Genomic DNA, 17,977 nt, shown 5'->3' with positions numbered 1-17,977 from the left:
TTTCGGGGTAATGCATATTGACTATACCCTGCGGCGACCATACCCAGTTATGCTCAGGCAAAATTTTTCCGGCGCTATCTGTGAGTTTGACATAATTGCCATTGATGACCTTGGTATCCCATTCTACGCGTGAAAAATTGATCCTCCACTGTGTGCCTTCCCGTGGTGTCTTTGCACCGATACCCAAGCTGACCGATTTAAAGGGAATAGCCATTTCAACTGTCCAACCCTCATCCTTATCCGAGGCATCATTCAAAGTACCTTGTATCTTTACCGCCGAATGCAACCCTTTTACATCCCAGTTAATGATCGCATTACCTCCATCCCGGTATGGTTTATTTAACAATAAATCAAAGATGGTATTCAATGCATTTACTTCGATTTCAAAATAAGGCGGAGTGGTATCATCGGGGCTAATAAATATTTCAAAGTCGTTATCACGAAAAATAATATCGTCATGCCGCCTCAGGGTTGCCCAAACCTGTGGTTCGGCAATTTGGGCAGCAATGTACAGGCAGCTGTCATCCCATAGCATTTTTACCATTGTCGGCAGTGCTGGTTTAGGTTTGGCTGCGCCCTCTATATCTACAAACTCACTAGTCCAGGCGGTTTGATGCCACACCAACTCGTTAATATTGCCGTCAATTACCGGGGGATGGTCTGTATGATAAACCACATAGTTTTCAGGCTGGGTAAATAAGTTTTCCAAGCCTTTAAAGTCAGCTTGCGCCTTAGCGGAAAAAGAGCTTAACAGGATCAATAAGAAAAGTAAAGACTTTAGTTCATGGTTCATAAATCAGGGTTCATGGCGTTAACGGCGGACGTTGATTAAGTATACGAACCATCAACTATTGCCCGTCTCCAGTATGCGGTCAAATTCTTCGCGCTTGAGGGATATTACCGATAACCGGCCCTGGCGCACCAGGTGAATATCTTTTAATTTTGGATCCGCTTTGATTTGCTCAAGCGTGACCGGTTTTTTCAACGACTCAACAGGTACCAGGTCAACCACCACCCAGTTAGGATCACTCGTGGTCGGGTCCTGGTAAAACTCCCTGGCTACTTTGGCTATGCCCACCACATTCTTACCTTCATTGCTATGATAAAATAGCACCAGGTCATCCGCTTTCATCTCTTTGAGATTGTTACGCGCCTGGTAATTGCGCACCCCATCCCAAAAAGTACGACCATCCTGGTTGAATTTTTCCCAGCTATATTTATGCGGTTCCGATTTGACAAGCCAATAGTTCATGTGATGTTGATTTACGAGCCGTAAAGTTGTGAAAAAGGGAGGAGAAAGCGAAATACGAATTGGGTTAAAATGGCCTTAGTGGGTATTAATGCAATGGGTATAGTGCAGGCTGCGCTTCATCATCATACAAAAATACCTTGCCAGGTATTCCATTCTTTTTTTCTAATAGCTGTTTAACAACAATATTTTTGCCGTTGTGGAGTTTATAAACAACCACATTAAAAATTTGTTGAAAATTTAATTACTAAGAAAATATTTAAAATACTGTTAACAAGTTTATCTTTACAGCGAGGATTGGAGCATATGGGATTACAACTAAGAATAACATTTAATGATACGGATTATGCGTATCAGATCATCAATAGCAAATTGATTGACCAAAATACAACTGAACTCGAATTAATGCTTGAGGGCGAAAAAGTTGAATTACTGAAGGATAAAAACAGGGGGTGGATACAAAAAGACGGAGATATTTCACTCGATCCCGCACTTGTTCAGGCGCTTGGACGTTCAGTATCGTTGCGTTTAAGGATGTAATATTGTTTTTGCCAGCCGGGGAAAACAATATGAAATGAATATAAGAAGTATAGTATACTTCTTGAAGTATATTAGTGCCACACCCAAAAGGTGTGGCGCTATTCAATGCATTTGTTTAAGCTTACCTGCTGCGTCGGTTATCTCTTGAGTAACCACCGCCGCCACCACCACCGTAGCCGCCACGGCTTCCACCGCCACCACCGCCGAAACCTCTGCTGTTATCTCTCGGTTTCTTGTCTTCAGCCTGGTTTACTACAATGTTTCTGCCTCCAATTTCGCTCCCATTCAAATCGGCGATCGCTTTTTTTGCTGCGTCATCGTCTGCCATCTCAACAAAACCAAAACCTTTGCTTCTTCCACTTTCCCTGTCGTTGATAATTTTGACAGAGCTTACTTCTCCAAATGCCTCGAAGAGTTCTTTTAAATCTGCTTCCTCTATCTTGAAAGGAAGACTTCCTACGAAAATGTTCATCAATTAAATTTTTAAATCGTTAAGATGTAGTGCTTAACATCACTTTGCAACGCCAATGGGAGTTAATAGTAAAGGTGCACATTTTTATTTAAAGGATATAAATTATAATTAATTTATTAAAAAAATTATTGCGCTAATATTTGAGCTTATTATTTGCGTTAGAAACAAAAAAAATAAGGAGTTGTTTTAAATTAATGAAGTATTTTAAACATGAGTTCTTTCATTAATTCGCCGCTGCCGGCATTTGAATCCACGCCTTTACTTTTCAGGTCGTATTCCCTGAGCAAGCTTATGATTTGCATGGATTTTGCATAATTATAATTGCGTGCGGCTAATTCATAATCTTTTATAAAATAAGGGCTTACACCCAACTCGCGTGCAAGGTTCTGGGGCGAGCTGTCCTTTGCATAATGATATAGCAGCACTTTGCTGAAAAAGTTGTTCAGATTGCCCAGCACCAGCACAATAGGATTAGCTTTAGGATTGGCTTGAAAATAATTAATGATCTGGTTTACTTTGAAGGGATCTTTCCTGCTCAATGCGGACTGCAATTCAAAAACATTATATTCTTTGCTGATGCCGATATTATCCTGCACATGTTGCATGGTGATCACCTGTCCTGCCGGAACATTGAGCATCAGCTTTTCCATCTCGTTGGCTATTTTTGACAGGTCGTTGCCCAGGTACTCGGCCAGCATAGCCGAAGCCTGCGGGTTGACCTGGCAACCCTTACCGGCAACAAAAGTTTCTATCCAGGCCGGTATCTTATTATCATATAATGGGGTTGATTCAAATATAACCCCGTTTTTTTCAATTGCCTTGTAGGTTTTCTTCCGTTTGTCAAACTTTCCGTACTTATAACAAAAAACAAGAATAGTGCTTGGCAAAGGATTTTCGAGATAGTTCAGCAACGGATTAATGCTTTTTTTATCATCGTCGTCCCTGCCCCATTTCATATCCTGGGCCTCTTTTATCAAAACTACCTGGTATTCGGCCATCATAGGGTAGCGTTTAGCCGCGTTCAGTACGGTCATGATATCCGTATCCTTGCCATACAATACGGTTTGGTTAAAGCCCTTTTCTGCCTCGGGCAGCAGTTGATGTTCGGCATAATGGCTTACCTGGTCAATAAAATAAGGCTCCTCACCATGCAGCAGGTAAAGTGGTTTAAACTTGCGGTTTCTAAGATCTTTTAAAATGTCGTCGGCAGTCATACAGGGAAATCCAAAAGTAAAGATTTTGTTGGAATTGTTGCAGGGTTGATTGAGTCGGATTGAGTCGGATCAAGTTGAACCTTGCCATAATTGCAACCATTCCAACACTATAAATTACAATCCACTCAACGCAATCAACCACTTAACTTAATCAATAATAATATTTATTTTTGAGCCGATATGCTGCAACCCCTTCAATTACCACCCTACCCGTTTAAAATCACCGAACACAAGGGGCAGCTGACATTGTTCGACGGCATACGTAAAAAACATATCGTGCTTACACCGGAGGAATGGGTGAGGCAGCATTTTGTACAATACCTTATTAATCAAAAGGGCTATCCCAAAACGCTGATCAAGCTGGAAGGTGGATTAAAACTACATGGAAATGCCAAACGGACCGACATTGTGGTTTTCAACCCTTCGGGCGAAAAAATACTGCTGATCGAGTGCAAGGCGCCCTCGGTCAGCATTAACCAAAAAGTTTTCGACCAGGTGGCCCGGTACAATATGGTGCATAAAGTATCCTTGCTGGCTGTGAGCAACGGATTGAAACATTACTACTGCCGTATCGATTTTATAAATAAAGGCTATCAATTTATTGAAGACCTGCCCGATTATAGAGAAATTCAGATCTGACTATTAAAAGTTGTCACCAGATTTTTCATTTTTTCGCGCAGCTCATCCGGCTTAAATGGTTTTGAAACATAATCATTCATGCCCGAGCCAAAAACCCGCTCTTTAATATCAAACAATGCCGATGCCGTTAAAGCGATGATGGGCGTATTTGCCTTTTTGTGGTCGCGCATTTTTCTGATCTCGACGGCAGCATCAAACCCATTCAATACCGGCATTTGCAGGTCCATCAGGATAATATCAAAATTACCGTATTGAACCATTTCTATCGCCCGTTCACCATTTTCAGCAATGGTAGGTGTAATACCCCATTTTGAAAATAGTTTCTTCATCAGCATCACATTTACCAGGTTGTCTTCGGCTATAAGAACACGTATATTACTCAAGCTGTCAGTACTGCCTATTGCAAAGGGCTGCTTTTCGGCTTGCACCGTGGCTATTTCCGTTGAAACAGGGAATTCCATATTAAATGAAAACTCCGAACCTTTTCCCGGCTGACTTAGGACGCTCATTTGCAGGTCCTGCAGCTCCAATAAACGCTTTACTATGGCCAGTCCCAGTCCGGTACCGCCGTACTGGCGGGTAGTTGTTATTGACTCCTGTGTAAAAGGTTCAAATATGGCGTCCAGATTTTCTTTTTCTATACCAATGCCGGTATCCTTTACAGAAAAGTCAACAGTAACTGTGTTATGGTGATCCTCCAGTTGGTTCATTCTTACCCAAACCGTACCTTCATGGGTGAATTTTATTGCGTTGCTGATCAGGTTAAAAATTATTTGGCTCAAACGGGTTGGATCTCCAAAAACAGTCTTGTTTTTTAAACTGTCATCCATCTCTAAAATAAAATCAAGTCCTTTTTCTTCTGCTTTAAGCTTTTGGCCGCCGCACATATTCTGCATAAGATCAGCCAGGCTAAACTTTATGGTTTCAAACACCACCTTACCGGATTCGATCTTGTTAAAATCAAGCACGTCATTTACTAATGCTAAAAGATTATTTGCCGAAAATTTTAATATCTCCAGGTTATCTTTCTGATCAGGCCTGGGATTGCCCATCATCAATAAGTTGGTCATGCCTATCACTGCATTAAGCGGTGTGCGTATCTCATGGGACATGGTTGAAAGAAACTCGGATTTGGCCTGGGATGATTTTTCAGCTTTCTCAATTACTTTTTCAAACTCCGCATTCAGATTCCCCCGCTCTTCAGCAGTCTCCTTCAATTGCCTGATGTTTTTGACAAAAGCCGCGTAAAAATGATTTTGAATAAAAATTATTAATATAAAATTGGCAAAAATAGCGATGATCAATGTTGACGGGTCCACCACTTTTGGCTTTAAGCTTATAAAGTAGTTGCTGTCATACATAAGCACTAAAAACAGCAGGATAGGGATCAGGTTGACCAGCGAATAGAACAAGCCGCAGGTCTGTCCAAGCATATAAAAACTAAATACGATGATCAGAAATGTGATCTGTGCTGTTATAATATCAACGTTCTGAAGCGTAATAAATACATTACTCAGGTTGACCATCGTAGCCAGTACCAGCAATATATGCGAGATAATGCCCCACCTTGGTCTGAAGGTTAAATACTTAAAAAGGATAAAAATGCTTACCAGCAGTATACTTGTACTGAAAGTAAGGATTTCGCGGTGTTCGATATAAAGGTTAATTAAAGCAGCAGAAACTGCGATAATGGCAAGCCATAAACCATAGTATAATAAACGGATGCGCGCCTGGTCAAGGATGGTTTGACGCTTTGTTAATATTTTATTTATTGAAAAATTAAAAAAACCTACATCTCTGTTCATTTCGAGGGCTTTACCATTGCATTAAAATCGTACTTAAAATTATAATGCATGAACCAACAGGCAAGCATCAATTTTTCGAGATTTCACCTTTTATTGGCAATTAGTCTGCCAAAGACGCCAGGTTGTCCTGAATTATTTTCAACTTGGTTTCCGCATCGGCTTTTTTCTTTAATTCGTTCTCAATAATTTCAGGTTTGGCATTTTTCATAAAACGCTCATTGCCCAGTTTTACTTCCACCGATTTCAAAAATCCATGCAGATATTCTTTCTCTTTATTCAATCTTTCAGTTTCGGCAACAGGATCTATATTGCCCGTCAGCGGTATAAAAAACTCATCTTTTGATACCATAAAGCTAACTGCGCCGCTTACCTTTTCGTCAACAATATTAAACGCGCTTAGGTTACCGAGTTTACCAATAATGGATCTGTATTGATTATAATTAATACCCGAATTAGCTTTTACCGACAAGGCCAAAGCTTCCTTAGGTGATATCTGTTTATTGTTGCGTGTGTTACGAATATCCGTGATGGCCTGTTTAACTATTTCTGTTTCTTCAAGTAACTGGGTATTTATTTGCTCAATTTCCGGCATTGAGGCAACAATACAGCAATCCACTTCGGTCCGTTCACCAAATACTTCATCATGCCATAGCTCCTCGGTGATAAAAGGCATAAAAGGATGAAGTATTTTTAAAACATTTTCAAAAAACACGATGGTATTTTCATAGGTCTCCCGGTCAATAGGGTGCTCATAGGCCGGCTTGATCATTTCCAGGTACCATGCGCAAAAATCGTCCCACACCAGTTTATAAGTAGCCATTAACGCTTCTGATATCCTGTATTGGCTAAAATTATTTTCTATTTCGGCTAAGGCCTGGCTGAAGCGGCTCTTAAACCATGCAATAGCTACCTTGTTAGGGTTTTCGAGGTTTTTATCAACCCGCCAGCCTTTAACCAGGCGGAAGGCATTCCAAACCTTGTTGAAAAAATTTCGCCCCTGCTCACAATGGCTCTCGTCAAACATCAGGTCGTTACCCGCAGGCGAACTCAGCAGCATGCCCACTCTTACCCCATCCGCGCCATATTTTTCAATTAGCTCCAAAGGGTCGGGTGAATTGCCCAATGATTTCGACATTTTACGGCCCTGTTTATCGCGAACTATCCCCGTAAGATAAACATTCCGGAAAGGCAACTCCCCTCTGAACTCATGGCCTGCCATGATCATCCTTGCTACCCAGAAAAACAATATTTCGGGTGCTGTTACCAGATCATTGGTTGGGTAATAGTAATTGATATCATCGTTATTGGGGTCTTTAAACCCGTCAAATACCGATATAGGCCACAACCATGAAGAGAACCAGGTATCCAGCACGTCCTGGTCCTGTGTTAAATCATCGATTGTCAGTGGTGAGTGCTGAGTGCTGAGCGGTTGTGCCTGCTCAAATGCCTCTTCCCTGTTCTTGGCAATAACAAATTGTCCGTCTGGTAAATACCAGGCGGGTATCTGTTGCCCCCACCAAAGCTGGCGGCTGATCGTCCAGTCGTGGACATTTTCCATCCAATGGCGATACGTATTGATAAATTTATCGGGGATCAATTTAATATCACCCTTTAAAACATAATCCAGTGCCGGCTTGGCCATCTCCTCCATCTTGCAAAACCATTGCATGGAAAGTTTGGGCTCGATCACCGCATCCGTCCGTTCCGAAAAACCGATCTGCGATTTATAATCCTCCACTTTTTCTAATGCCCCTTCTTCATCCAATAAAAGAACAATTTTTTTACGCGCTATAAAGCGGTCTTCGCCCATTAATATTTGCGCATTTTCATTCAGCGTGCCATCATCATTTAAAATATCGATAACCGGCAAATGATGTTTTAATCCCAGTTCATAGTCGTTCAAATCGTGAGCAGGTGTCACCTTCAGGCAGCCCGTACCAAAATCCATCTCCACATATTCATCCAGGATAATGGGGATCTCCCTGCCTATTAAAGGGATCATCGCCTTTTTGCCATGCAAATGCTTATACCGCTGATCATCTGGGTTGATACAGATGGCAGTGTCCGCCATAATTGTCTCAGGGCGGGTGGTGGCTATTGTGAGGAAGTCGGATGGCGGATGTCCGAAGTCGGATTTTTCTGATCGCTGATCGCTGATCTGTGACCCCTGAGCGACAGCGTATCGTATATAATAAAGCTTCTGGTTTACTTCTTTACGAATAACCTCTTCGTCCGACACAGCGGTTTTCCCCTGGGGATCCCAGTTCACCATACGTACGCCGCGATAAATGAGCCCTTTTTTGTAAAGATGGATGAAAGTATCGATCACCGCATCAGAAAGATCATCGTCCATTGTAAAACGGGTGCGGTCCCAGTCGCAGGATGCGCCAAGTTTTTTTAGCTGCTCGAGGATAATGCCGCCGTATTTCTCTTTCCACTCCCATGCGTAACTCAAAAATTCACTGCGGCTGAGATCTTTTTTGCTGATGCCGCGTTCTTTCAGCATCGCTACCACTTTTGCTTCGGTAGCTATACTCGCGTGGTCGGTACCCGGTACCCAGCAGGCGTTCTTCCCTTTCATACGGGCGCGGCGTATCAGTACATCCTGAATTGTATTGTTCAGCATGTGGCCCATGTGCAAAACGCCGGTAACATTTGGCGGTGGAATGACTATGGTGTAAGGCTCACGCTCATCAGGCACTGACCTGAAAAACTTGTGCTGTAACCAGTAGCTATACCATTTATCTTCTGCTTGTTTAGGCTGATACGTTTTAGAAATACTCATAGCGTGCAAAAATAGAGAATTCTGAACACGATTTTAAGATTTAAAGGATTAACTTGATCCTGTTTCATCGGTTTGTATTATTTTTTGGAAAATCTTGTTTCATCTTTTAATTGCTGAATCTGTTGGTTTATCACAATATTTTTACAATGCGCATGTTATATAGCAATTACACTAATAATAAATATGAAACCAGTGTCCGAATACAAATTTTTGATTGTTCTGCTAAGAAAATCAGGCTTTTATGCCTTGCTGGGTTGGTTTAACAGATAAGCTTTTTTTTCCTGTTTGCATCTATCAGAGGGAATTTGCTAACTTCAACTTTTTCTCAATTAACTGATATGAAATTAAAGTTCTCAAATCTGATTCTTTCAGGAGCGGTTTTGCTGTCCGCTGTGGCGTTCAGGCCTGATGGTGATAAAAAGAATGCGGACCGCCCCCCAGCAAAATTTATTGATCCGGCTAATATGGATCTGTCTGTTAAACCCGGCGATAATTTTTTCGATTACGCCAATGGCACCTGGATAAAGCAAAATGCCATCCCTGCAAAAGAAACACGCTGGGGAAGTTTTAATATCCTGCACCAGGAAAATACCGATAAACTGCTCGGCTTACTGAATGAGCTAAGTAAAAAACCCGGTTTACCCAAGGGCGGTTTAAAACAACGCGTTGGCGACCTTTATGCCAGCGGAATGGACAGCGTTGCTATAGAAAAACGTGGTTACGCCTCCATAAAGTCTGATCTGGCACGTATCAGCAAAGTAAATGACCTTAAGGGCGTTATCAGTGAAATGGTTTACGAGCGCGTAAACGGCGAAGGGAGCCCGCTGTTTGGGTTTGGTGTTGGCCAGGATTCAAAACATCCGACAAAAAATATTGTAGAATTTGGACAAGGCGGAACCAGCCTGCCCGACAGGGATTATTATTTAAAAGACGACGCCCGTACAAAAAAGATACAGGATGCCTACAAGCACTACATCGTTACTTTATTTACCCTGACAGGTACCGGTAAAGCCGATGCCGAAAAAAATGCAGCGACTATATTTACAATGGAAACCACATTGGCCAAGGCACAATTAAGCCGGACAGCCATGCGCGACCCTAATAAAACCTATAACAAATTTGCGGTTCGCGATTTTAATAAAACCACCCCGCATCTAAATTGGGCGCAATTGATGCCTTTGATGAAGGTAAGCGGGCAGGATACGGTATTGGTAGCGCAGCCTGAATTTTTTAAGGCTGCAGATGCCTTATTAGCCGCCACAGCTGTTGCCGACTGGAAAATTTACCTGCAATGGAACATACTCAAAGGTTCGGCCGGGGCATTAAGTTCACCTTTTGTGAAAGCTAATTTTGAATATAGCAGCGCCCTGAGCGGGCAAAAAGTGCAGGCCCCGCGCAATGAGCGCATCTCAGGCCTGGTGGATGGCAGCCTGGGCGAATTATTGGGCCAGTTGTATGTAGAGAAATACTTTACACCTGCCGCTAAACAATATATGGTGAATCTGGTGAATAATCTAAAGGTCACCCTGGGCGAACGTATACAGCACCTGGATTGGATGAGCGATGAAACTAAAGCCAAAGCACTCAAAAAACTGGCTGCCTTTACGGTAAAGATAGGCTATCCTGATAAATGGCAGCCTTATACGGGCTTAGAGATAGACCGTAGTGACTATGCAGGCAATTTGCGCCGGATATCAAAGTGGAGGTATAATTATTCGATCAGCCAGTTGGGCAAACCGGTTGACAAAACCCGCTGGGGTATGAGCCCTCCAACTGTAAATGCTTATTATAGTCCAACCAATAACGAGATCGTTTTTCCGGCAGGTATTCTTCAATTCCCATTCTTTGATTTTGGTGCGGACGATGCGGTTAATTACGGCGGCATTGGCGCTGTGATCGGTCACGAAATGACTCATGGTTTTGATGATCAGGGTCGTCAGTTTGATGCCGATGGCACGCTGCGCGACTGGTGGACAAAAGATGACGCTGATAAGTTTAAGTCGCGTGCCGACCAGGTAGTGGCTCAATATAATGGATTTACCGTATTGGATACCCTCCACGTGAACGGCAAGCTTACTTTGGGAGAAAATCTTGCTGACCTTGGCGGTTTAAATGTAGCTTATGCCGCATTCAAAAAAACAAAACAGGGGCAGTCCAATATTAAGATCGACAGCTTTACGCCTGATCAGCGCTTCTTCCTGTCATGGGCGCAAGTTTGGCGTGGCTCACAGCGACCTGAAGCTGCCGCTCAGCGCATCCTCACCGATCCGCATTCACCTGAACAATACCGCACCAATGCACCACTGACCAACATCGACGCATGGTATGCTGCCTTTAACATACAGCCAGGCAATAAAATGTATAAGAAACCTGAGGACAGGACGAGGGTTTGGTAAGCCTCACCCCAATCCCTCTCCCATAGAGAGGGGTTTTAGATTACGGTGCACGTTTCTACGACCCGGTTATTGCAAGGTGGAATACGATAACCTTGAAGACCTGAAAGAGGCATTGAATAAATATCATCCGTTGCGATGATGGCATAAAGCGAATAAAAAAAATTGGATATCTCAATTTGTGATATCCAATTTAAATGTCAGGAGCATGACACACCATCTGATTATCAATTAAATGGATCTAATTTATACAAATGGGGTATGGGCCAAACACATCAGATTCTCCGGTACATGAATCGTTGGATTGTAAATCTGCTGTCATTATAGTCAGCGATTGCCAGACGGTATAACCCGGTTACGTATATTTAAATTAATTACGATATTGAATACCAACAACTCATCATACAGTGTACAAAAAGCTCGTGGTCCTTTTTTTATTATTTACCAATTGCGCCCTGGCGCAAACAAGGGATGAATGGGTACTTAAGGAAAATAATGATGGTGTAAAGATCTACACACGTGATGTAGAAGACTCAAAAATTAAAGCGATAAAGGTGGAGTGCCAGTTTGATGCAACACTTTCGCAGCTGGTTGCAGCATTGATGGATGTGAGGAACAGCGAGGAATGGCTATACCACACTGCATCCAACTATATCGTAAAACAGGTATCCCCGGCAGAGTTGTACTATTATTCACTTGTTGAGATGCCATGGCCGGTAAGTAACCGTGATTTTATCGCCCATCTTATGGTATCACAGGACGCTGTTACAAAAGTGGTAACTATTGATGCACCCTGTATTGCCGATATGGTGCCAGTAAAGTCAAAAGTGGTGCGGATTGCCAATTCCAGAGGAAAATGGGTATTATCGCCTTTAAGCGACAGTCGTGTGAAAGTTGTTTACACACTCCACGCTGATCCGGGCGGAAGCATACCTGCCTGGTTAACCAACCTGTTTGTCACCCAGGGCCCCCGGCAGAGCTTTAAAAAGTTAAAAGTGCATTTACAAAAACCGGTTTATAAAAATATAAAGTTGAGTTATATTGTGAATTGAGAGTAAACATTTTTCCATCGCAGAGGACTCTGCCGGGGAAATAAAGGGCCGACAGTGTCATTACCTTAATAATTAAATCAGGTAATTATTGATGTGTTAACACATCGTTACACACGTTTGATGTAACACCTATCCTATCTCATTCTCAGCTTTAAACAATTACAACAAAACAACAATCCCACAATCCCAACTCCACAACAAACAGTTATCTTTGCTCAATTATATGATCATCCATCAATTTTACGATAAAGGTTTAGCTCATGGTTCATACGCGGTGATCAGGTTAGGGAAAATGGTCGTGATCGATCCGGCCCGCGATCCGCAGCCTTATTATGATTTTGCTTCTCTTAACAATGCGGACATTGTCGGCGTTATCGAAACGCATCCGCATGCCGACTTTGTAAGCTCCCACCTGGAAATACACCAGGCAACCGGGGCAACCATTTATGTCAGCAAGTTGCTTGGCGCCAAATATCCGCACGAGAGTTTTGATGATGGTGACGTGATCCGGTTAGCCGATATTAAAATGCGGGCCATGAATACTCCCGGCCATTCGCCTGATTCGATATGCGTTTTAGTTCAGGATGAATACGGAAATGATAAAGCCCTGTTTACCGGCGATACTTTATTTGTGGGTGATGTAGGCAGGCCGGATCTGCGTGAAAAGGCAGGAAATATCACCGCTGCCAAAGAAAAGCTGGCCCGACAGATGTATCACTCCACCCGCGAAAAACTGATGGTACTGCCACATAATGTTACCGTCTATCCGGCACATGGTCCGGGCTCTTTATGCGGTAAAAACATGAGCCCCGATCTGCAGAGTACCATAGGTCGTGAACTGCGCGAGAATTATGCGCTCAGGCTGATGGATGAGCTCACTTTTGTTAAAACACTCCTGGCCGATCAGCCATTTATACCTAAATATTTTGGCCACGATGTGGAAATAAATAAAAAAGGCGCCGAGCCATTTGCTAAAAGCGTTGCTTCGGTACCTAAAATTAAACGCAATGCGCCATTGCAAAGCGATGTGCTTATTATTGATACACGCCCAAGGGAAGAATTCAGAAATGGTCATCTAAAAGGCGCCATCAATATCCAGGATGGGGATAAATTTGAAACCTGGTTGGGTTCTATTGTTGGCCCGGAGGAAGCTTTTTACCTGATAGCTGCCAATGAGGATAGCATGGAGATACTCATTAAAAAAGCTGCCAAGATTGGCTATGAAAGAAATATAAAAGCAGCATTATTGTGCCCTGCCACCAGGCTCGAAAAACTGCCTCAGATAGACGCCTCAGATTATAACTTTCATCCTGAGCACTACACCATAGTTGATGTACGCAACTGGGGTGAAATTAATGATGGAAAAATATTTGAGCATTCAATAGCTATCCCCCTACCCGAACTGCGTGAGCGCCTGAGTGAAATTCCAACAGATAAACCAATTGTTGTGCATTGTGCGGCAGGATATCGCTCAGCTGCAGCCGCCAGTATTATTGCAGGAGAAATAAATTCCATTCCGGTATATGATCTTGGAGAAGCCGTTGTTGAAGTCGGAAGCCGGAGTGCCGAAGTTGGAAGATAAAAAAATCTGCTATGCTCGAATTTGTCATCACTGAAGATGGTTCCAAAACAATTTACAATACTGAAGTTGGCGAAAACTATCATTCAAGGCATGGCGCCTTGCAGGAAAGCCAGCATGTATTTTTAAATTCCGGGCTTATTAAGTTTTTAGATAAAAGGGAATTTACCGCTAACGAAAATAATATAAAAGTTTCCCCTTCGGGCGGAGATTTACAGGGGACCGCCCTTACGATATTGGAAGTAGGTTTCGGGACCGGCCTTAATTTTTTATTGAGTGCCGACCATTGTTCGCACAAACAGATCAATCTTGAATATACCGGGATAGAAGCTTACCCTTTAGACCCCGGCCTGATCAGCCAAACCGGCTATGATCAATACCTGTCAGCATCTATATGGGATAGGTTTATAAGTCAATATCCTGATTCATTAAAAAACCAAGTCAGGATAAATTCCTTCTGCCAACTGCAAACCGCGCACTGTCAGCTGCTAAACTTTAGCAGTAATAAGCAATATGACGTGATCTATTTTGATGCTTTTGCTTCGGCACGACAGCCGGAAATGTGGGATGAACAAGCCATTACGCATACCGTTCGGTTTTTAAAGCCTGGCGGGATATTTGTTACGTATGCCATTACAGGCAACCTGAAGCGGATGCTTAAAAGCCTGGGCCTGAAAGTTGAAAAAGCTCCCGGTGCACCCGGCAAACGCGAAATGCTCAGAGCAATAAAGCCATTATTTTAGTCCAATACTAAATAATTCCTTTTAAATTCAATATTCGAAATTGAAAATTCGATATTCGAAATAAATTAACAATTATGCCAATAACTGCCCCGGTAACCGCAACATCACCGTCAACAGCGTTTGAACGCTTGCTCACCATTATGGACGACCTGCGCTTAAACTGCCCCTGGGATAAAAAACAAACGCTCGAAAGCCTGCGCCACCTCACCATTGAAGAAGTATACGAACTTTCGGACGCTATACTCAGTACGGATATGCCCGAAATAAAAAAGGAACTGGGCGATATTATGTTGCACCTGGTATTTTATGCCCGTATAGCTTCGGAAACAAACGATTTTAACATGACCGATGTTTTAAATGGCATTTGTGATAAACTGATCAACAGGCACCCGCATATTTATGGCGATGTAGAGGTAAAAGATGAAAGCGATGTAAAACGCAACTGGGAACAGATCAAATTGAAAGAAGGCAATAAATCTGTTTTAGGCGGTGTTCCTGCTTCCTTGCCTGCCCTGGTAAAAGCATCACGTATACAGGAGAAAGCGCGGGGCGTAGGTTTTGACTGGGAAGAGAAAAGCCAGGTATGGGCAAAGGTTGAAGAAGAGATGCAGGAATTCAAAAATGAATTTAATGCCGAAGAGAATAGCACAATTGACCATGACAAAGCTGAGAGTGAATTTGGCGACCTGCTTTTCTCCCTGATCAATTATGCCCGCTTTATTAATATCAATCCTGAAAATGCCCTTGAAAAAACCAATAGAAAGTTTATCAAACGTTTCCAATATCTTGAAAATAAGGCCAAGGAAAACGGTAAGCAATTACACGATATGAGCCTGGCCGAAATGGATGTATTCTGGGATGAGGCAAAAAAATTGTAAAATAAGCTTAGGCTTGTAGCGTTTTTATATTAAATTACGTATGGATAAAAACTTCAGTTAAGTATGAAAGAAAGATTATTTTACCTGTTTCTCCCGGCCGTGATCCTGGCTACGGGATGTATAAAAAGCGCAAGTACCCCGCCGCCGCCGCCCATACCATCAGGGACTTTCAGCGGTCAGTTTAAACTTTATCAAAGACATACAGATCGGGTTCCATACGATAGTTTAATAACAAACATTACGGTAACCCTCAAAACGCCTGATTATACCTATGCTGTTACAGGTGATACCATCACTCTGCACGCCGGAAGCTACGGAACTTATGGCATTTCCGGCCCCTATATGATTTTTAACGATAAAACCTCTTCCCCAACACCCCCTTACACTAAATCTCATCTAAGCGGAGGTTACCTTTACAATTATAACGGAACAAATTTGCTCCTGTATGCGTCCAGTTCGGATACATTAATCCTGGGATATAGCCTGAAAAAAGTAACGCCTTAAAGCAATTTATTTACAACCGCATTATGGCCGGTATTATGCCGGCCTTTTTATTTTGCTGCAATTCCTCAAAAAAAAAATTTCATTAATTGTAGCGATATTAGTATTTACATCGTAACGACTACAAACAATTGAATTATAGGTTGAATCATAACATTTAATGCATCCACCCCAACGTATTGCCGAAGATGAATTGATAAGGCAATGCAAAGCAGGCAGCTTAAAATATCAGGAACTGCTTTATAAGCAATTCTATGGCTATGCCATGGGTATAGGTCTGCGCTATTGTCCGAATCGGGATGATGCATTGGAGACAGTTAACGACGCCTTTATCAAGGCGTTTAATTCGATGGGAAGTTACGATATCACCAAACCCTTTAAAGCATGGCTTCGCACTATTGTGGTCAATACCGCAATCGACAGGCGACGTAAAGAATTAAAATTCCAGTTAAATGTTGAGCTGGAATATGCAGGCCCTTTAGCCGGGCATCTTAATGCCATTGATAATTTAAATGCACAGGATATTTTAAGCCTGATGAAAGAATTACCCGCCATTCAGCTTGCCATTTTTAATTTATATGAGATCGATGGCTATAACCATGATGAAATTGCGGGTATGCTCAGTATCCCGGCAAGTTCCTCAAGGGTTTATTTAAGCAGGGCAAAAGAGAAATTGAGAAAAATGATTAAAACCGAAACACAAAGCCATGGATGACCAGTTGGATAACGACTTAACAAACCGCATCAGGGAAGTGTTCGATAATTTCGAGGACGCGCATGCTGACGAAGGCTGGCTGCTACTCAGGGAAAAATTTCCTGAGAAAGAAAAACGCCGCCCCGTAGCATGGCTTTGGTGGAGTTCAGCAGCGGCATTGCTATTGCTTTTTTTGGGTATATTATTGTTTAAGCAGACGCCTGTAAACAAGCAAAACCTGGTATCGGTCAAAAAAGAACATCCCGATAACCCGGCCGAAAAAACGATTGAAAGAAAGAAAGATCATAGTATAAAAGACAGCCTTAAAACCGATAGTGTTATCAATAGCCTGCAACATCAAAATTTGGCTGATCATGCCTTACGCCCTGAGCTGTCGGATAAGGCTGCACCATATAGATCAAATCGCCAGCTGCCTATCCCCTCCGCATCAAACCAACAGGCAGGCATTACCGGCGATAATATTGCTAAAAACGGCATTACCGCTAAAGAATCAGCCGTAACAGACCACAAAAAAACCTACGAACAAAATAATGCAGCCAAGGCCGACGGCGGCATAACAGTTGATACCGGCATTAACCAAACTGTTAAATCATTAGCTGGAATAGTCCCGCCCAGGGGTATTAATATGCAGGAGCAGGTAAAAAAATCCAATAAAACACTTTTTGCAGACAATGATGTGCCAGGCAATAAAAAATCCGAAAAATCTAAGAACACGGACAAGGCTGTACGTTTCAGCCTATATGCTGCCACCTATTTTAATTATGCCAAAGGAAGCAGTAACCAGTTAAATGTTGGCGCAGGGGTCACCTCTGATATCAAGCTTAACAGGAACCTCAATCTGTCTACCGGCCTTGCTATAGCGCAAAATACGCTAAGTTATGGAAATCAGGCACCCACTGCAACTGCGCAGATAAATTCCCTGGCAGCGGTCAGCAGTTTAGCCGTTCCAAAACAAAATATACTTTATGCTGCCGCTGTACCATCTTTAAAAAATTACAATGCCAGCCTGGTAGGTTTAGATGTTCCATTAAACCTCAAGTATGAGTTCAATCCTGAAAAAAGTGCTGCCTATGTCTCTATAGGTCTTAGTTCCGGGACATTTATAAACGAAACCTATACCTATCGCTATAATAATTACAGTGTACCTTTCTCCACGAACACATCCCAGATTCCGGACCAATCGACACATCAAAGTTTTAACAGTTTTTATTTTGCAAAAACATTAAACTTCTCGTTCGGTACCGGTTACTCTTTGGGGCGAAATAAACTGATCATTGAACCCTTCCTTAAATACCCGCTTGAAGGGCTTGGCTCCCAGCAGATAAAGTTTGGTGCCGGAGGATTAAACCTGAAATTCAATTTCCAGACAAAGAAAAAATAGACACCATTACTGGCTTTTAAGGGTAACACGA

At 42.4% G+C, this 17,977-nt stretch carries 16 protein-coding genes; 10 read left to right on the top strand and 6 right to left on the bottom strand.

What is annotated here, in order from left to right; genetic code table 11:
• Together JWP71_RS11280 and JWP71_RS11275 are read right to left on the bottom strand one after the other, a co-directional pair.
• Nucleotides 1-709: carbohydrate-binding family 9-like protein (locus JWP71_RS11280; RefSeq protein WP_299499849.1), on the bottom strand; the 709-nt coding region annotated here is incomplete at its 3' end.
• Between the two features lie 135 nt (nt 710-844).
• Nucleotides 845-1,252, bottom strand: a complete 408-nt coding sequence (locus tag JWP71_RS11275; protein WP_299499846.1) for an EVE domain-containing protein — start codon at nt 1,250-1,252, stop codon at nt 845-847.
• 303 nt (nt 1,253-1,555) lie between these two features.
• On the opposite strand from JWP71_RS11275, the gene JWP71_RS11270 reads away from it, so the two are divergent.
• Nucleotides 1,556-1,789, top strand: a complete 234-nt coding sequence (locus JWP71_RS11270; RefSeq protein ID WP_299499843.1) for a hypothetical protein — start codon at nt 1,556-1,558, stop codon at nt 1,787-1,789.
• Nucleotides 1,790-1,910: 121 nt separating this feature from the next.
• On the opposite strand, the gene JWP71_RS11265 is transcribed toward JWP71_RS11270, so the two are convergent.
• Nucleotides 1,911-2,261 (bottom strand): RNA-binding protein, encoded by a 351-nt coding sequence (locus JWP71_RS11265; RefSeq protein ID WP_299499841.1) that lies wholly within the window; start codon nt 2,259-2,261, stop codon nt 1,911-1,913.
• 191 nt (nt 2,262-2,452) lie between these two features.
• Complete coding sequence (gene holA / locus JWP71_RS11260; RefSeq protein WP_299499837.1) at nt 2,453-3,475, bottom strand: DNA polymerase III subunit delta; 1,023 nt, start codon at nt 3,473-3,475, stop codon at nt 2,453-2,455.
• Nucleotides 3,476-3,655: 180 nt separating this feature from the next.
• On the opposite strand from holA, the gene JWP71_RS11255 reads away from it, so the two are divergent.
• Nucleotides 3,656-4,114, top strand: a complete 459-nt coding sequence (locus tag JWP71_RS11255) for a type I restriction enzyme HsdR N-terminal domain-containing protein (RefSeq protein ID WP_299499835.1) — start codon at nt 3,656-3,658, stop codon at nt 4,112-4,114.
• Here the strand turns inward: JWP71_RS11255 and JWP71_RS11250 are convergent.
• The gene (locus JWP71_RS11250; RefSeq protein WP_299499833.1) at nt 4,105-5,919 is read right to left on the bottom strand and encodes an ATP-binding protein; all 1,815 of its coding nucleotides are present in this window, start codon (nt 5,917-5,919) and stop codon (nt 4,105-4,107) included. The two genes, JWP71_RS11255 and JWP71_RS11250, sit on opposite strands and share 10 nt — an antisense overlap.
• A 100-nt stretch (nt 5,920-6,019) precedes the next feature.
• Nucleotides 6,020-8,704: a valine--tRNA ligase gene (locus JWP71_RS11245; protein WP_299499831.1), complete on the bottom strand. Its 2,685-nt coding sequence runs from the start codon at nt 8,702-8,704 to the stop codon at nt 6,020-6,022.
• Nucleotides 8,705-9,042: 338 nt separating this feature from the next.
• Between JWP71_RS11245 and JWP71_RS11240 the strand changes: the two genes are divergently transcribed.
• From JWP71_RS11240 to JWP71_RS11205, 8 genes are all read left to right on the top strand, one after another.
• Nucleotides 9,043-11,100, top strand: a complete 2,058-nt coding sequence (locus tag JWP71_RS11240) for a M13 family metallopeptidase (RefSeq protein WP_299499828.1) — start codon at nt 9,043-9,045, stop codon at nt 11,098-11,100.
• A gap of 404 nt (nt 11,101-11,504) precedes the next feature.
• Nucleotides 11,505-12,149, top strand: a complete 645-nt coding sequence (locus JWP71_RS11235) for an START domain-containing protein (RefSeq protein WP_299499825.1) — start codon at nt 11,505-11,507, stop codon at nt 12,147-12,149.
• Nucleotides 12,150-12,372: 223 nt separating this feature from the next.
• A complete protein-coding gene (locus JWP71_RS11230; RefSeq protein ID WP_299499823.1) occupies nt 12,373-13,731 on the top strand; it encodes a rhodanese-like domain-containing protein in 1,359 nt (452 codons plus the stop codon).
• Nucleotides 13,732-13,742: 11 nt separating this feature from the next.
• Nucleotides 13,743-14,471, top strand: coding sequence for a tRNA (5-methylaminomethyl-2-thiouridine)(34)-methyltransferase MnmD (gene mnmD / locus JWP71_RS11225; protein WP_299499821.1), 729 nt, complete (start codon nt 13,743-13,745; stop codon nt 14,469-14,471).
• Between the two features lie 74 nt (nt 14,472-14,545).
• A complete protein-coding gene (gene mazG / locus JWP71_RS11220) occupies nt 14,546-15,349 on the top strand; it encodes a nucleoside triphosphate pyrophosphohydrolase (protein WP_299499819.1) in 804 nt (267 codons plus the stop codon).
• A 63-nt stretch (nt 15,350-15,412) separates the two neighbouring features.
• Nucleotides 15,413-15,853 carry a hypothetical protein gene (locus JWP71_RS11215; protein ID WP_299499817.1) on the top strand — a complete coding sequence of 147 codons (441 nt, stop codon included), beginning with the start codon at nt 15,413-15,415 and terminating at the stop codon, nt 15,851-15,853.
• A gap of 157 nt (nt 15,854-16,010) precedes the next feature.
• The gene (locus JWP71_RS11210; RefSeq protein ID WP_299499814.1) at nt 16,011-16,565 is read left to right on the top strand and encodes an RNA polymerase sigma factor; all 555 of its coding nucleotides are present in this window, start codon (nt 16,011-16,013) and stop codon (nt 16,563-16,565) included.
• Nucleotides 16,558-17,946 carry a hypothetical protein gene (locus JWP71_RS11205; protein ID WP_299499812.1) on the top strand — a complete coding sequence of 463 codons (1,389 nt, stop codon included), beginning with the start codon at nt 16,558-16,560 and terminating at the stop codon, nt 17,944-17,946. Before JWP71_RS11210 ends, JWP71_RS11205 begins: the two co-directional genes overlap by 8 nt.
• Nucleotides 17,947-17,977 lie beyond the last annotated feature (31 nt).

The organism is Mucilaginibacter sp. (genome assembly GCF_028287845.1).
Lineage (GTDB): Bacteria > Bacteroidota > Bacteroidia > Sphingobacteriales > Sphingobacteriaceae > Mucilaginibacter.
Note: the sequence above shows the minus strand (reverse complement) of the source record. Positions and strands in the feature narration are given on the sequence as shown.

Excerpts from the sequence above, each read along its gene's own strand:
- JWP71_RS11275 (WP_299499846.1), bottom strand. The coding sequence starts at position 1,252 with ATGAACTATTGGCTTGTCAAATCGGAACCGCATAAATATAGCTGGGAA.
- JWP71_RS11270 (WP_299499843.1), top strand. The coding sequence starts at position 1,556 with ATGGGATTACAACTAAGAATAACATTTAATGATACGGATTATGCGTAT.
- JWP71_RS11265 (WP_299499841.1), bottom strand. The coding sequence starts at position 2,261 with ATGAACATTTTCGTAGGAAGTCTTCCTTTCAAGATAGAGGAAGCAGAT.
- holA (WP_299499837.1), bottom strand. The coding sequence starts at position 3,475 with ATGACTGCCGACGACATTTTAAAAGATCTTAGAAACCGCAAGTTTAAA.
- JWP71_RS11255 (WP_299499835.1), top strand. The coding sequence starts at position 3,656 with ATGCTGCAACCCCTTCAATTACCACCCTACCCGTTTAAAATCACCGAA.
- JWP71_RS11250 (WP_299499833.1), bottom strand. The coding sequence starts at position 5,919 with ATGAACAGAGATGTAGGTTTTTTTAATTTTTCAATAAATAAAATATTA.
- JWP71_RS11245 (WP_299499831.1), bottom strand. The coding sequence starts at position 8,704 with ATGAGTATTTCTAAAACGTATCAGCCTAAACAAGCAGAAGATAAATGG.
- JWP71_RS11240 (WP_299499828.1), top strand. The coding sequence starts at position 9,043 with ATGAAATTAAAGTTCTCAAATCTGATTCTTTCAGGAGCGGTTTTGCTG.
- JWP71_RS11230 (WP_299499823.1), top strand. The coding sequence starts at position 12,373 with ATGATCATCCATCAATTTTACGATAAAGGTTTAGCTCATGGTTCATAC.
- mnmD (WP_299499821.1), top strand. The coding sequence starts at position 13,743 with ATGCTCGAATTTGTCATCACTGAAGATGGTTCCAAAACAATTTACAAT.
- mazG (WP_299499819.1), top strand. The coding sequence starts at position 14,546 with ATGCCAATAACTGCCCCGGTAACCGCAACATCACCGTCAACAGCGTTT.
- JWP71_RS11215 (WP_299499817.1), top strand. The coding sequence starts at position 15,413 with ATGAAAGAAAGATTATTTTACCTGTTTCTCCCGGCCGTGATCCTGGCT.
- JWP71_RS11210 (WP_299499814.1), top strand. The coding sequence starts at position 16,011 with ATGCATCCACCCCAACGTATTGCCGAAGATGAATTGATAAGGCAATGC.
- JWP71_RS11205 (WP_299499812.1), top strand. The coding sequence starts at position 16,558 with ATGGATGACCAGTTGGATAACGACTTAACAAACCGCATCAGGGAAGTG.